Source organism: Winogradskyella jejuensis (genome assembly GCF_900129745.1).
Taxonomy (GTDB): domain Bacteria; phylum Bacteroidota; class Bacteroidia; order Flavobacteriales; family Flavobacteriaceae; genus Winogradskyella; species Winogradskyella jejuensis.
Window position 1 is genome coordinate 159797 of the sequence record NZ_FQWS01000001.1, and the last position, 16833, is coordinate 176629.

Sequence of the window (16833 nt, forward strand, 5' to 3'; positions counted from 1 at the left end):
ATCTTTTTTTATGTTTGAAAGTGTAAAATACATACGCTTAATAATCATTTTTTTAACTGCACAGATAAGTCTGTCGCAGCAGATTAGTGTTGATAATTCTTTAACTGCTGAAGCATTAGTTCAGAATACTTTAGATGCAGAATGCTTAGAAATTTCAAATATAAGCTCACCTGTAAATGGTAGTTCTGTTGGTTTAGGAAGCTTCGGATACTTTGAACGTGGTTCATCAAATTTTCCATTCGAAAGTGGTATCATATTATCAACTGGTAACGCCACATCAGCCGGAAACGTAGTAAACAATGAAGTTTTAAACGAAGGTGAAACAGCATGGGGAACAGATATCGACTTAGAGAATACTATTGGAGCGAGTAATACACTAAATGCTACGTCTATAGAGTTTGAATTTGTTTCAATATCTGATGTTTTACAATTTAATTACATCTTAGCCTCAGAAGAATACTTTGGTAATTTTCCTTGTAATTATTCCGATGGATTTGCACTACTCATAAGAGAAGCAGGTACTTCTAATCCCTATACTAACATTGCACTAATTCCCGGAACGACCACTCCTGTAAATACTACAACAATACACGATGAAATTCAAGGATTTTGCCCTGCTGTAAACAGTCAATTTTTCGAAGGCTACAACTTAGGTGATACCAATTATAATGGACGTACCACAGTATTAACAGCAACAGCTAATATTACGCCTAATGTACCTTATCAAATTAAGTTAGTTATTGCTGATCAAACAGACAGAAACTATGACTCTGCTGTGTTTATAGAAGCTAATAGCTTTACCCCAACTGTAGATTTAGGAAATGATTTTTCTACATGCGCAAGCAGTACAACCTTGGATGCAGATATAAACAACCCAAATGCCGAATATGATTGGTATCTAGACGGAGGCTTAATTTCAGATGCAGACCAAGCAACATTAGAAATTTCTAATAGTGGTACATACCAAGTTGTTATTAATATTCCCCTTGGTAATGGATTTTGTACAATTGATGACGAGATAATTGTAGATATCAGTAATACACAAAGCACTACTCCAATGCAGAATTATGAGCTTTGTGACGACCCAAGTAATGACGGTGAAGAAGTTTTTAATCTAAACACTAAAGATGCTGAAGCTATAAATTCTGTGGCTCCAGGGAACTATGTTATATCTTACCATACATCGTTACCAAATGCTCAAGACAACATAAATCCCATTACGGGAAATTATACCAATGCCGTTAGTCCTCAACTTATTTATGTAAGGATAGAAGATATAGATAACGGTTGTTTGGCCATAAATCAGTTTCAACTTATTGTAAACCCAAGACCAGAAATCATAGACCCTCCATTAATGGAAGTTTGTGACGACCAAGTTATTGATGGTTTTACAACTATAGATTTAAACGAAAATAACGACACTATAACCAATGGTCAAACCAACTTAAACGTTACCTACCATTATACACAAACTGATGCAGATTTAGGTATAAACCCAATACCTATGCCTTACGTAAACGACACACCTATGGATATGGTTTTTGTTAGTGTTAGTAACTCAACTACTGGTTGCAATACAACAACAACTCTTGATATCTCAGTTTTAGCGCCACCAGATATTAATAATGCTCAGAATTATTACATTGATGCCTGCGACTCTGACTATGATGGTTTCGCAAATTTTGATTTAACTGAAGTAGAAGCCGAAATTTTAAATGGCTTAACAAATGTTACTGTAACATACCATTTAACTCAGGAAGATGCGCTCACAGGAGCAAACCCGATACCTGACCCAACAAATTTTATTAATACAATACAAACCGAACAAATAATTTACATACGTGTCGTAGATAATATAACTGGATGCCCATCAATAGCTCCAATAGAAATACATCCTAATCTATTATTATCTGGTCCTGATTTTACGGGTCAAACTATTTGTGACATTAATAACGATGGAACAGAAGCCTTTGACCTCTTAGCGCTGACAGGAATTATACTCGGAGATATACCAGATGTTACGATTACCTTTTACGAAACTGAATTAGATAGAGATAATAGCACTAATGCAATTGATACAAGCGTAGATTATTTTCCAGCTTCGGTTCCGCAGACATTATACCTCACCTTAACGAGTCCAACTTGTACAGAAACGGAAACTATTATTCTAGATTTATATCCTACGCCAGAGTTTCCAGATTTACCACAACAACAAATCTGCGACTCTGACCAAGATGGTCTCACCACAGTAAATTTAACTGACTATAACGATGCACTTACACAAGGCGAAGCAGGTTTTATAATCACCTATTTTGAGACACAACAAGATGCAGAAGACGACACGAATCCTATAAACACCATTTATCAAAACACTGTAAATCCTTTTACGATATATGCAAGAATAACTTCTGGAACAACTTCTTGTGTAGACACTTCTAGTTTCGAAATTTTAGTTAGCCCTGCCCCAGAAACTACAAGTGCTAATCCAATAATAATTTGTGATGATGACCAAGATAGCTTTTCTATTGTTAATCTAGAAGATGTTATCCCAGAAATAACAGCATCAACAGTTGGATTGAATATTACGTTTCATAGCTCGTCGGCGGATGCAAATTCTGGAAATAATGCTATAGTAAATCCAGAAAATTATAACGCCGAAACAAGCACCATATTTGCAAGAATAGAAAATGATACAACAACCTGCTATACAGTAGAAAACATATCGATAATAGTCAATACACTACCTGTATTTTCTAATATTTCAGACTTTACGTTCTGTGAGAATAATACAGACGATGTCGGAGACTTTTTACTAAGCACCAAAGACGCTGAAATATTAAATGGACAAACAGGAAAAGAAGTTCTTTACTTTTTAACTGCCGATGATGCCATAAGTGGTAATAATCCAATAGATAAGAATAGTGATTTTCAGAATACAGAAAATCCGCAAACTATACATGTCCGCGTACAGAATATTACAGACCCAAGTTGTTACGGTACAGACGCCTTTGTACTCAACGTAGGGACTAATCCAAATTTTAACGAACCACCTGATATTTTCCCCTGTGATGACGCGTCTAATGACACTGTTGTTACTATTAATTTAGATGAAATATCAGCTGATATTTCGGAAGGTATTTCAGAGGACTTAACCATAAGCTATTATCCAAGTTTTGAAGACTTTCAAGCTGGCACTAATCTCATTACGGGAAGTACTTACACCACTATAAGCAATCCACAAGAGCTATTTATAGAAATTTCTAATGGTAGCCTATGTACATCTACAGCATCTTTTACCGTTAGTGTTATTCCTGTTCCTGAAGTTAATGAAATAGCACCTTTTGAGGATTGTGATATTGATTATGACGAAAGTATTTCTTGGAACCTAACAGATGCCGAGATTAATATTTTAGATATAAGACAAGATAATATTGTAACCTCTTATTTTTTATCAGAAGGCGATGCAGATAATGATACTAATCCAATACCTGACCCTGAAAACTTTGTAAACACTTCAAATCCGCAAACAGTTTACGTAAAGGTTATAAATACGGTTTTTGATTGCCCATTAGTTTTACCAATAGAACTTAATGTAATATCGCCTCCAACATTCAACGATTTTGGCTCTACGGTGATTTGTGATAACGATGATAACAGTTATGACCTTTCCGAAATAAACACTTTATTAGGTAATTTACCGAGTCCAGTAGTTATAACTTACCACTCCGATGAACAAAATGCTATCGATGACACAAACCCGTTAGATGTCAATTATACCTACCAAACAAATAGCGATATTATCTACGCTCGAATTACAAATAGTACAACAGGTTGTTTTTATGTATATCCGTTTATGCTCGAAGTAAATGATAGACCCATTGCCAATACTCCTGAAGATTTAGAAGAATGTGATGACGATACTGACCAACGTTTGATTTTTGATTTAGAAACGCAAACAGCAGCTGTATTAGGAAGTCAAGATGACACATTTCTAGAAGTAACGTATCATAATTCTCAAGATAATGCTATTGCTAACGTAAGTCCTATACAAAGTCCTTATAATGCAATAGATGGCCAAATAATATACGTTAGAGTTACTAATACTGAAACAGAATGTTATAGCATTACGCAGTTTGGTGTTATTGTAAATCCTTTACCAATAGTTGAGTTTGAAGACCAAACTATTTGTCCAGAAAATTTTCCATTAAGAGTAGATGCCGATACTGGTTTTGAAGATGATGAATATTTATGGTCTACAGGTGAAATGACTTCAGAAATTGAAATCACAGTTACAGGAACCTATAGTGTTACTGTTACTACACCAAGTGGATGTACAGCAACAAGTGAATTTAATGTTATCATTTCTGAACCAGCAAATATTGAAGTTGTCGAAACCGTTGACTTTTCTGACCCAAATAATATTACCATTACCGTCTCAGGAATTGGAGATTATCTTTATCAATTAGATGATGGCGAACCTCAAGATTCTGGTTTTTTCGAAAATGTAAATCTTGGTTACCATACACTTACTATAATAGACCAAAACGGATGTTCTTCTGTCACAAGAGAAGTTTTGGTAATAGATGCTCCAAAATTTATGACTCCAAATAACGATGGTGATTTCGATACATGGCATATTATTGGTGTAGAAACACTACCAGGAACTGTCGTGAATATTTTTGATAGATACGGAAAACTACTAAAACAGTTGACGCATACTTCCCCAGGCTGGAATGGAACTTACAATGGAAATCTTATGCCTGCCACAGATTACTGGTGGTCAGCTGATGTAAAACGTGGAGATATTCAGTTTACCGCAACAGGACATTTTGCGCTTAGGAGATAATACAAAATTTAACATCTTATAAAAAATCAAAACCTGAGCTATAAGTATATTTGTATCCGATTTTTACACTATCAATGAGATACATTTTTGTTATATTCACTCTACTTTTTTGTTCTGTAATTTTTGCTCAAAACATTACTGTAGACAGCCAATCTTTTAATCCTCAACAGCTTATTGAAGATATCTTAATTGATAGTGATTGTATTGAAAATATAGTTGTAACAAACGCCCAAAGTGGAAATTTTAGTGGTATAGAATTCAGCTATGGTTTTTTTGATGGTACAGGAACCTCTTTTCCATTCGAAAGCGGTATTGTAATGAGCACTGGACGATTAAGTAATGTACCTGGACCAAATAACTCATTGAGTGATGATGACGCACCAGGTTGGGATGGTGATAGTGATTTGGAAGAAATTTTAGATGAAAATGACACATTTAATGCTACAATATTAGAATTTAATTTTACAGCTATTACCAATCAAATAAGCTTCAGATACCTATTTGCTTCTGAAGAATATCAAGAAGGAAATAGTAATACATGCTTGTTTTCGGACTTGTTTGGTTTTTTAATTAAGCCGTCTGATAATTCAGAACCCTTTGAAAATATAGCAGTAGTTCCAGGTACAAATACACCTGTAAAAGTAACCACTGTAACTCCTGGTATTTCTGGCAGCTGTCCACCTCAAAACGAAGCTTATTTTGGAAGTTTTAATAATACCGTTTCACCTATTAACTTCAATGGGCAAACTACAGTATTAACTGCAACTGCAGACATTGTTTCTGGAGTCGAATACACAATTAAACTAGTTATTGCTGACGAAACCAATTTTAGATTTGACTCAGCTGTCTTTCTTGAAGCGGGGAGTTTTCAAGCCTCTAGAGATTTAGGGCAAAACAGATTATTAGCAACTAACAATCCATTATGTGAAGGTGAAACTCTAACTCTAGACGGCACAGTAGCTGGAAACAATGGTTATGATTGGTTTAGAGATGGTGTTCTCGTACAATCTGACCCAGTAGGTTGTACTAATTGCGGCACCTACGAAGTAACTCAAGCCGGGACATATACCTTAGAAGTAAATTTAGATGGTACCTGTATTTCCAATGGAGAAATTGCCATAGAATACAGTCCAAATCCTGTTGGCATAGATATTATTCAAACTGAATGCGATGCTGACCAAGATGGGCTCACCTTTTATGATTTACTAAAACTCGCTGCAGATATTCGTGATAACGACAACGATTTAACCGTGAGTAATTTCTTTTTATCAGAAATGGATGCTATCAATAATATTAACCCAATAGATACACCTACAAATTTCGAAAATACCATCCCAAATCAAATCGTTTATGCCAGAGTAGAAAATCCATTTGGGTGTTTTGATGTTGCAGAGTTAGAGCTTCAAATTTCAAATAACACACTTAATATTCCTGTTATTGAAGCTTGTGATTTCGGAGAAATTGACGGATTAACAACATTTGATCTTGACGAAGTCATTACTGCTATTGATAGTCAAATACCAACGGGTGCTACTATTAATTTTTTCGAAACGGAAAACGATGCGTTTACAGGAAACAATTTATTAAATATAGACTTTGATAATAGTGTACCCGACTTTCAAACCATATTTGTAAAAGTTGAAAGTAATAACGAATGTTTTGCCATTTCTGAGGTGGACTTACAAGTAAAATTTACACCAGAAGTTTCAGAAGATGAAACTGTAATTTATTGTACAAACACCTTTCCTGAAACCATAAGACTTTTTGGTGGAGTCCTTAATGATTTACCTAACAACTATTATTACGAATGGCAATTAAACGGAACACCTTTAACCACGACCACTTCTTTTATAGATGTTAATGAAATAGGCACTTACACTGTGATTATTACAGACCCTAACGGCTGCAGTAACACTAGAGATATTATAGTAGTACCATCAGAAATTGCTCAGATAGATGCTGTTGATGTAATTGGCTCAGATACTATAAATACTATTACAATTGACGCTTCTGGCGTTGGTGATTATGAATATGCACTTGACGACGAAAATGGTCCTTATCAAGATGAAAATGTATTCAACAACATACTACCGGGATTTCACACAGTTTTTGTTCGTGATAAGAATGGTTGTGGAATAGATTCAGAAATCTTTTCAGTACTTGGTTTTCCTAAATTCTTCACCCCAAATGGCGATGGACAAAACGATTTTTGGCAGCTAGATGGTATTAATTTTCAGCTTTATCCAGACCTAGAAATAACAATCTACGACCGTTTCGGAAAGTTAATGACGAGACAAAATGCAAATAGCTCTGGCTGGGATGGAAACTATAACGGTAGCTTAATGCCAAATTCTGACTATTGGTTTACTGCTGAGTTTGGAGATGGCAGAACTTTTACGGGACATTTTGCCTTAAAACGTTAATTGATTCCTGCTCATCTTTATCGTAACTTTGCAGTATGCGTTTTAAGATAGAATCCGAATTTAAACCTACTGGTGACCAACCACAAGCTATAAAACAATTAGCTGAGGGTATTAACAGCAATGAAAGATATCAAACGCTCCTCGGCGTAACAGGTTCTGGTAAGACCTTCACCGTTGCTAATGTTATTCAAGAAGTACAGCGACCAACTTTGGTTCTGGCACATAATAAAACCTTGGCAGCACAATTATACTCCGAATTTAAGCAATTCTTTCCAGACAATGCGGTAGAATACTTTGTGTCTTATTACGATTACTACCAACCTGAGGCCTATATTCCTGTTTCTGGGGTTTATATAGAAAAGGATTTGTCTATAAATGAAGAAATTGAAAAGATGCGACTCAGTACCACATCTTCCCTACTCTCGGGTCGTAGAGATGTTTTGGTAGTGGCTTCTGTTTCTTGTTTGTATGGTATTGGAAACCCTGTTGAATTCCAAAAAAACGTTATAACTTTAGAACGCGACCAAGTGATTTCAAGGACTAAGTTACTGCACATGCTCGTCCAAAGTTTGTATTCGCGTACCGAAGCTGATTTTAAAAACGGAAACTTCAGAATTAAAGGTGATACTGTAGACGTATTCCCAGGATATTCTGATAATGCCTTCAGAATTCATTTTTTTGGAGACGAAATTGAAGAAATTGAAGCTTTTAATCCGCATACACGAGAAATTATTGAGCGCTATGATAGATTGAACATTTATCCTGCAAATATGTTTGTAACGTCTCCTGATGTGCTGAATAACGCCATAAAAGACATTCAAGATGATTTGGTAAAACAACACGATTACTTCAAAGACATTGGTAAACATCTTGAAGCCAAACGCCTAAAAGAGCGTACGGAATTTGATTTGGAAATGATCCGAGAATTAGGCTATTGCTCTGGTATTGAAAATTATTCGCGCTATCTAGACGGTCGCGCACCAGGCACACGACCATTCTGCTTATTAGACTATTTTCCTGAGGATTATTTAATGGTCGTTGACGAAAGCCACGTGACTATATCTCAAGTGCATGCCATGTATGGTGGCGATAGAAGCCGAAAAGAAAACTTGGTCGAATACGGTTTCCGCTTGCCAGCTGCAATGGATAACAGACCATTGAAGTTTGAAGAATTTGAAGCACTACAAAATCAAGTGATTTACGTTTCTGCCACACCAGCAGATTACGAAATGCAAAAGACCGATGGTGTTTATGTGGAGCAAGTCATAAGACCAACAGGATTATTAGACCCTATAATAGAAGTACGTCCAAGCTTAAATCAAATAGATGATTTAATAGAAGAAATACAAACTCGTGTAGAAAAAGATGAACGCACATTGGTGACAACTTTAACCAAACGTATGGCGGAAGAATTGGTAAAGTATTTAACCCGAATCGCTATACGTTGTAGATATATCCATAGTGATGTAGATACTTTGGAACGTGTAGAAATTATGCAAGATTTACGTAAAGGTATTTTTGATGTTTTAGTTGGCGTTAATTTGCTTCGTGAAGGCTTAGATTTACCTGAGGTTTCTTTAGTTGCTATCCTAGATGCCGATAAAGAAGGGTTTCTTCGTAGCAATCGCTCATTAACACAAACGGTTGGTAGAGCAGCAAGAAATCTTAATGGTAAGGCTATTATGTATGCAGATAAGATTACCAATAGCATGCAAAAGACCATTGATGAAACCAATTACCGTCGCGAAAAACAAATCGCTTACAATACCGAAAATAATATCACTCCTAAAGCATTAAATAAGAGTTTAGATAGTGCACTTGCAAAAAATTCTGTAAGTACTTATAAAACTGAATTAGATGCTAAACTAGCAGCTGAGCCTGAAAGTAAATATCTGACCAAAGGTGAGCTCGAAAAGAAAATACGAGATACACGAAAGCAGATGGAGCAAGCAGCAAAAGCATTAGATTTTATGGAAGCGGCTCGCTTTAGAGACGAGATTACGGCATATCAAGAGCGTTTGGAGAAATTGAAGGTAAAATAAACCAAGTAATTTGTCATGAGATACCGAAGCAAGTTCGGCATGAGTTTAACTATTTTATTACTCTGAGGCGAAGCCTTGAGAAATTTAAGTTTCACTTAATTGTATTGTACCTTAAAGATATCAATTAAAAAATCAGGTGGTACAATTTTATTTGGAAAGCTTTCCATTAAGTCTAATACCCTATTTATTGATTCTTGGCTTAATCCCATTCTAAGTCCAAAATTATAAATTCTTATAATCTGCTTTGGGGAAATTTCAGGACTAAGATTCATGAGCAATACCAAACGATGAAATTGAACAATACGCTCACTATGAGATTTTAGATTCACATAAGTAACAGGATGTTCGAATAGATAATTAAAATCTTCTTCAGAAACTTCTAATTGTTTAGCTATGCTTAATAGAAATTTATGCTCTATAGATTTAATGCTATCATCCTTCTGCGCAAATGCTATCATTTCAGAAAGCAAACTCAACTTTTCAACGCGATTAATCATAAATGGGTATGCCGAGGGTTTTTGAATAATACAAATTTAAATAGATGTAAGATTTTATTGTCAGTCATAAACTGTATCTTGTCGAAAATTTCAGGGCATTTTATCGGTAATATTTAGCGTTTATCATACTGACTTACTGAAATTTACCCACGCTTACAAACGTAAAACAATCAATTTCAAATGACTAACAATGATATTTTTAAGAAATTAAGAGTTGCTCATAAATTACGAGATGAGGATATTGTAAAGATTATGGCACTTGTAGATTTTAGAATTTCAAAAAGTGAACTTAATGCGTTTTTTAGACGTGAAGACCATCCAAAATATATGGAGTGTGGCGACCAAATTTTACGTAACTTTTTAAACGGACTCATTATTCATCTTCGAGGTCCAATGCCCAAAAAAGGTGAGAATAAAACACAAAAAAAGAGCAACTAATTAGTTGCTCTTTTTATTATATATAAAACAAAGATTAAGCTAATACAGCTTGCACCTTATCTGCTGCTTCTTGAAATTCTGTTGCACTTAATACATCTAATCCAGAATTATCAATTAACTCTTTGGCAATGTCTGCATTTGTACCTTGTAAACGTACAATAATTGGTACATTAATATTACCCATATTTTTGTAAGCATCAATAACACCTTGCGCTACACGGTCGCAACGTACAATTCCACCAAAAATATTAATCAAAATAGCTTTTACCGCAGGGTCTTTAAGTATAATTTTAAAGGCCGCTTCTACTCTAGCTGCGTCTGCGGTACCACCAACATCAAGGAAGTTAGCAGGCTCACCACCAGCTTGTTTAATCAAGTCCATAGTAGCCATTGCTAGACCAGCACCGTTAACCATACAACCAACGTTACCATCTAAATCTACGTAATTAAGACCTAGTTCACCAGCTTCAACCTCAATAGGGTTTTCTTCACGTTTATCACGCAAAGCTGCTAAATCTTTATGTCTAAATAAGGCATTGCCATCTAAAGTTACTTTAGAATCTACTGCCATTATTTTATCATCACTTGTCTTTAACACAGGGTTAATTTCAAATAAAGAAGCATCAGATTTAACATAAGCCGTATACAATGCAGAAACAAACTTTGTCATTTCTTTAAATGCTATACCCGATAAACCTAAATTAAATGCCACACGACGCGCTTGAAAGCCTAAAAGCCCTAAAGCAGGATCAATCTCTTCTGTAAAGATTAAATGTGGTGTTTCTTCTGCAACGGTTTCGATATCCATTCCACCTTCAGTAGAATACATAATCATATTTTTTCCTGTTGCTCTATTTAAAAGAACAGACATGTAATATTCTTCTGGCTCATTATCTCCAGGATAGTAAACATCTTCTGCAACTAAAACTTGGTGTACACGCTTACCTTCTGCAGAAGTTTGTGGTGTTACCAAATCCATACCAATGATTTGTCCTGCAAGTTCTTCAACTTCGTTAAGGTTTTTTGCTAACTTAACACCACCACCTTTTCCACGTCCACCAGCGTGAACTTGTGCTTTTATAACATGCCAACCTGTACCGGTTTCTTCAGTTAATTTTTTAGCTGCATCAACAGCTTCAGAAGCGGTTTGTGCTACAATACCACGTTGGATACGTACACCAAAACTGCTTAATAATTCTTTTCCTTGATATTCGTGTAGATTCATTTGTAATCAGAAATTTATTCGTTGCGCAAAAATAAGGATAGTAGAACGTTTCTCAAATTGTTTTTTGATAAGATTATACTTTTTAAAATTCTGTCAATTTTAGACAGAATTAATTCTGAACATTCATACGCCGTTTCTCTAATGGCGAATTAACTATATAAGGTGTTGTATCTCCTAAAACATTTAATGGTGCATATAAAAGTGATTGACCTTTAGCTGCAAATTTAAGGCTTGTATCTAAGTCTTTATTTTTGAAAATTTCTTGCGTGAAAAATTCTCTGAATTGGTATCCTGTAACTTCCCGAGATTTATAGATACTTCTTCCGCCAACGTCTTTAATTCCTTTTATTACAAATTCGAGATTTTTCATATCGTCTTCAAATAATTCAGATAGAGAATTATCAAAATCGTTTATAAAAACTTGAATCCGTTTTGAACTGATAACTTTGATAGATTTGACGATAACCTTTTTGCCATCTAATTTTATCTTAAAATTTCGCTTTTTAATATTTTTTGACTCTACATCATTATTTAAAAGAACTTCAAATGACTGACTTTCTTTGTCATAGGTTATCTTTTCTTCTCTAAATACAAAATCGTCTGTAACAGTAAATCTGTTATTAAAAGAGATATAATTGAGATACATTTTTTGGTCATGCTGCTTATACTCTATCCTGACATTAAACAGAGGATTACGCTGATTAAAATCATACATCGTGTAATTAAATCCGTGGATTGCATAGTCTTTAAGCGAGATAGAGATTACACCAGACACCTTGAGCTTTGTTGGCTTGTAGGAACCTTGCACACGTTGTTGAACTCCTTTTCTTGTATTTGTTAGTGTAGTAAAAGATACATTAACGATAGGATTGTCCTCATCAAAAACGAAACCTTCTTTTGAAAAAATATGATTTGGAATAAAGTCTTTATTTAATGTATAAACATACGAAAAGCTGTTTTGATTATAGTTTCTTATGGGGTTATGAACATTAAGAATACTCAACTCATTTCCGCCAAAAGCCAATAAATCTGCGTTCTCTACATACTTGCTTTCTCCATCATAGGCTTTTGCATATTGTTCACTTTTCTTAAATTCTGGATTAGTCTGTAGCGAATAAAATGCATTTCTATTATTAACATTAGAAATTTTATTAGTTGTAATACCAGCATCAAACTGTTCTAAGATACCTTCGTTTAAATTAAAATATTCATCACTTACCAATTGATAATCCCTGTAATACCCAATTAATGAATGTGCCTTGTCATCTAAGTTTTCTGATATTCTATCAATAGCTTTCTGTACAATTTCTTTACCTAAAATTTTCTTATTCTGCTTTATTAAGGCACTAACATTAAGAGCCTTTTGTCTATTATTTTTGGTAACATTTAATATTACAGCGTCTAAAGATTCTGCTTGTGGTAACATCTCCACAATATTTATTTCAGTTGGATTTAATGTTTTAGGCGATAGCTCCAAATCGTTATAGCCAAGTGCCGTAACAACTAAATCGGGTACATTGTTAATATCTACAAAAGGCAACCTAAATTGGCCATCGTAGTCTGCGATAACACCTCTACTTGTTCCCTTAAATAATACAGTTGCAAAAGAAATTGGCTCTTTAGTTTCTGCATCTAAAAGCTGAACCCAAATTTCCTTTGTTTGTTGAGATAAACATGGTAAACTGATAAAAAACGTTAACAATAGTATAGAAACAGATCTCATAAGTTTTTATAATTGAGTATTAATTCCTGGTTTAAGTCTTCTTTTTTCTAGAGGTGAATTAATAATGTAAGAACCTACATCAAGCTCTTTGTTTAGAGGAGCTTTAAAGAGTGGTCTAACTTTAGAAATAAAACTAAGATTTTTATTTAATTTTTTATCATGAAATACTTCTTGAACAAAAAACTCCCTAAATTGATAAGCTACTACTCGTCTTCTCTTATATATTTTAGCTCCATTAACATCTTTAATTTTTCTTATTCTAAAATCAATGTCTGCCATATCATTAGGATAGACATTAGTTAATAAATCATCAAATTCCGCTATGTTGATTCTTACTACTCTACTACTAACTATTTCGACATCTTTAATAAAAGCTTGTCTCCCTTTATATCTTACTTTAAAATTTTTTGTTTTAATAGTAGATTTGTCAATCTCATTATTAAACTTTACTTCAAAAGCATTTAGCTCTTTGTCATAAAAGGCACTTATCTCTCTAAAAACATCTTGACCTTCTTCAATGATAAACCTGTTGTTAAATGTTATATAATTAAGATACATTTTATCCTCATAACGCCTGTACTCTATTTTTACATTAAATAAAGGATTTAATTTATTAGAATCATACATGGTATAACTAAAATCATGTATTGAAAAGTCCAATAAAGATATTGATATGATTCCATCAACATCATGCAAGTTACTTATTTTTTGTGCTGCATTATCTTGGATGTGATTAAAGTGCTTTTTCATTTTACGCTTACGAGTAGTAAACGAAATATTTACTATAGGCTCATCATCAATAAATTGAATGTCTTTTTTATTAAAAACATGATTAACTACAAAGTCTTCATTTAGTTGATATACGTAAGAAAAAGATTTTCTATTGTAGTTTCTAATTGGGTTGTGAATATTAAGTATTGTCAATTCATTTCCCCCAAATGCTTCTATAGTTGCATTTTCGATAAACTTAGAAGCTTCATTGTATGCCTTAGCCAACACGGTGTCAATCTGAAAATTTCGATTTTGTTTAAAACTATAAAAAGCTCCTTGGTTGTAGCGCTCTAATGTCTTATGAGATGTAATACCTTTATCAAACTGCTCTAAAATAGCTTCATTTAAATTATAATATTCATTATTCACAATCTGATAATCTCTATAATATCCTACGGTAGAATGGTGATTATTACTAAGATTCTTAGGTATAAGTTTTATTGCTTTAACGACTATTTCTTTCGCAAGCATTTTCTTTCCATTTTTGACTATAGAACTCAGTTCGCTAGCATTTTTCTTATCATTATTGGAAGCATTAAGTATAATAGTTTCTAGAGTCTCTATTTGGGGAACCATTTTTACAATACTAATAACTTCTGACTTCAGCTCTTTGGGATTGATTTCTATCGATTTAAAGCCTAAAGAAGAAATTAGCAAATTTGGAACACTGTCTAAATCCTTGTAAGGTATCCTAAACTGACCATAATAATCTGCAATAAGACCTCTACTAGAACCTTTGAATCTAACTGTTGCATAAGATACGGGTTCATTTGTTTCAGAATTTGATAATTGTATTTTAAGTTCTTCTTGAGAGAAGACATTGGAAAGGGTAAGAATAAGACATAAAACAAATAGTAATTTTCTTTTCATAAAAATTTCTTACAAAGATAGTTTTAACCACTTACTCTTGTTCCTAAAGAAATTATAAAAGTAAATAGCCATTTTTTTGTTATATAATTAACATTTTGTTTTAAATGTGATTTTTTTAATATGAAGTTATCACTGATTTTAGTTCTAAAATTAAATTTGTTAGAAATACTGAACAATGACAGAGATGCTCTTAAAAATAACTAAAAATTACGGAAGTCCTCTTTACGTATATGATTCAGCCAAAATTATATCTCAATACAACAGATTAAAAAATGCTTTTAGTTCAGTGGCTAATTTAAAGTTGAATTACGCCGCGAAAGCACTATCAAATATTTCAGTCCTAAAGTTATTTAACTCTTTGGGCTCTGGATTAGATACGGTGTCTATTCAAGAAGTGAAATTAGGTTTAAAAGCTGGCTTTGCTCCAGAATCTATGATATTTACGCCAAACGGCGTGTCATTGCAAGAAATTGAAGAAGTGGCAGAAATGGGTGTTCAAATCAATATTGATAACCTTTCAATTTTAGAGCAATTTGGCACAAAACATCCTAAAGTTCCTGTTTGTATACGTATAAACCCACACGTGATGGCTGGAGGAAATACTAATATTTCTGTTGGACATATTGATAGTAAGTTTGGGATTTCAATTCACCAAATACCATTGTTGTTGCGTATTGTTGAAAATACAGGAATGAATATCAATGGTATACACATGCATACTGGTAGTGATATTTTAGATATTGATGTATTTCTCTACGCCAGTGAAATTTTGTTTGAAACGGCAAAAAACTTCAAAAATCTTGACTTTATAGATTTTGGTTCAGGTTTTAAAGTACCATACAAAACTGGAGATATAGAAACTAATATTGAAGAACTCGGCGAAAAACTCTCCAAAAGATTTAATGAATTTTGCTCTAGCTATGGAAAAGAATTAACCTTGGCATTTGAGCCAGGTAAATTTCTAGTGAGTGAAGCCGGAGTCTTTTTGGCAAAAGTGAATGTGGTTAAACAAACCACCTCAACTGTTTTTGCACAAATCGACTCTGGTTTTAATCATCTTATACGACCAATGCTTTATGGTTCTCAGCACGAGATTATAAACATTTCAAACCCTGAAGGTCGTGAGCGCTTTTATTCTGTTGTTGGTTATATCTGCGAAACGGATACGTTTGCTAACAACCGTAGAATTTCAGAAATTAATGAAGGTGATATTTTATGCTTTAAAAATGCAGGTGCTTATTGCTTTACAATGGCAAGCAACTACAACTCGCGCTACAGACCTGCTGAAGTTTTAATTCATAATGGCGAAGCGCATCTCATTAGAGAAAGAGAAACATTTGAGGATATTTTAAACAAACAGGTCGAGATTGATATTTAATTGCTAACCTTTCCTGTAAAATGATTCACCTTTGGATTAATAGGATTCCCAGTAACACGTCTGTAAACAGCTAATTGTCCGCAGTGCCAAATGGCATCTGCTATTGGTCCGTTAACTTGATTCCAAAATGGAATTTTTTGGTCACCGAAAATGATATTATATTCTGAAATATCGTCACTTTGGCGCAAAATATCTGCAGCAATTTTTAAATTCTTTAAGGTTGCTGCACGTTTTTCTTCATAAGTCACTTCTTCTTTCTCACCTCTAGAATTAGCCTTTTTTAAAGTGGAATTGACTATGATTTTAGATAAATCATAAATATGGTCAATTGTTTCAGCTGTTGAACGACCATCAGAATTAAGCTTGTAAGCTAAATCTTTTTCGGTTAAATCTTTAGACGCCCAGTAAAACCGAAAGCCCAAAGCATCAACCATTCGTGCTGCCATAGTTCCTGCTGTAAATTCTTTTGAGTATTCTGGTACTTCGTAGTATGGTAATTCTTTTTTGCTTTGCGCAAATAAAACTGAATTTCCTACCATTGAAACCAATACAACACACATTATTTTATATTTCTTTAAGACCATTTATACTTTCTTTAACGGAGATTAAGCCTTCAATAT

The 16833-nt window shown here is 33.9% G+C and carries 10 protein-coding genes; 5 read left to right on the forward strand and 5 right to left on the reverse strand.

Annotated features, from left to right (window positions below):
• Positions 1-10 precede the first annotated feature (10 nt).
• The 3 genes from BUB95_RS00820 to uvrB all read left to right on the forward strand — a co-directional run bounded on the left by BUB95_RS00820 (position 11) and on the right by uvrB (position 9311).
• A complete protein-coding gene (locus BUB95_RS00820) occupies positions 11-4846 on the forward strand; it encodes a T9SS type B sorting domain-containing protein (protein WP_073081741.1) in 4836 nt (1611 codons plus the stop codon).
• Between the two features lie 74 nt (positions 4847-4920).
• A complete protein-coding gene (locus tag BUB95_RS00825; RefSeq protein ID WP_073081744.1) occupies positions 4921-7269 on the forward strand; it encodes a T9SS type B sorting domain-containing protein in 2349 nt (782 codons plus the stop codon).
• Between the two features lie 35 nt (positions 7270-7304).
• On the forward strand, positions 7305-9311 hold the full coding sequence (gene uvrB, locus BUB95_RS00830) for an excinuclease ABC subunit UvrB (RefSeq protein WP_073081747.1): 2007 nt from the start codon (positions 7305-7307) through the stop codon (positions 9309-9311).
• A 95-nt stretch (positions 9312-9406) separates the two neighbouring features.
• Here uvrB and BUB95_RS00835 read toward each other — a convergent pair whose 3' ends face one another.
• A complete protein-coding gene (locus BUB95_RS00835) occupies positions 9407-9808 on the reverse strand; it encodes a hypothetical protein (protein ID WP_073081749.1) in 402 nt (133 codons plus the stop codon).
• A 180-nt stretch (positions 9809-9988) separates the two neighbouring features.
• Between BUB95_RS00835 and BUB95_RS00840 the strand changes: the two genes are divergently transcribed.
• A complete protein-coding gene (locus tag BUB95_RS00840) occupies positions 9989-10246 on the forward strand; it encodes a DUF1456 family protein (RefSeq protein WP_073081751.1) in 258 nt (85 codons plus the stop codon).
• A gap of 34 nt (positions 10247-10280) precedes the next feature.
• Here the strand turns inward: BUB95_RS00840 and sucC are convergent, their stop codons facing one another.
• The 3 genes from sucC to BUB95_RS00855 form a co-directional block, all read right to left on the reverse strand.
• Positions 10281-11471 carry an ADP-forming succinate--CoA ligase subunit beta gene (sucC, locus tag BUB95_RS00845; protein ID WP_073081753.1) on the reverse strand — a complete coding sequence of 397 codons (1191 nt, stop codon included), beginning with the start codon at positions 11469-11471 and terminating at the stop codon, positions 10281-10283.
• Positions 11472-11580: 109 nt separating this feature from the next.
• Positions 11581-13194, reverse strand: coding sequence for a carboxypeptidase-like regulatory domain-containing protein (locus BUB95_RS00850; protein WP_073081756.1), 1614 nt, complete (start codon positions 13192-13194; stop codon positions 11581-11583).
• Between the two features lie 6 nt (positions 13195-13200).
• Positions 13201-14835 carry a peptidase associated/transthyretin-like domain-containing protein gene (locus BUB95_RS00855; protein ID WP_073081759.1) on the reverse strand — a complete coding sequence of 545 codons (1635 nt, stop codon included), beginning with the start codon at positions 14833-14835 and terminating at the stop codon, positions 13201-13203.
• 175 nt (positions 14836-15010) lie between these two features.
• On the opposite strand from BUB95_RS00855, the gene lysA reads away from it, so the two are divergent.
• Entirely contained in the window at positions 15011-16213 is a 1203-nt protein-coding gene (lysA, locus tag BUB95_RS00860; protein ID WP_073081762.1) for a diaminopimelate decarboxylase, read from the forward strand.
• Here the strand turns inward: lysA and BUB95_RS00865 are convergent.
• Positions 16210-16752, reverse strand: a complete 543-nt coding sequence (locus tag BUB95_RS00865) for a hypothetical protein (protein ID WP_073081765.1) — start codon at positions 16750-16752, stop codon at positions 16210-16212. The two genes, lysA and BUB95_RS00865, sit on opposite strands and share 4 nt — an antisense overlap.
• Between the last annotated feature and the right edge of the window lie 81 nt (positions 16753-16833).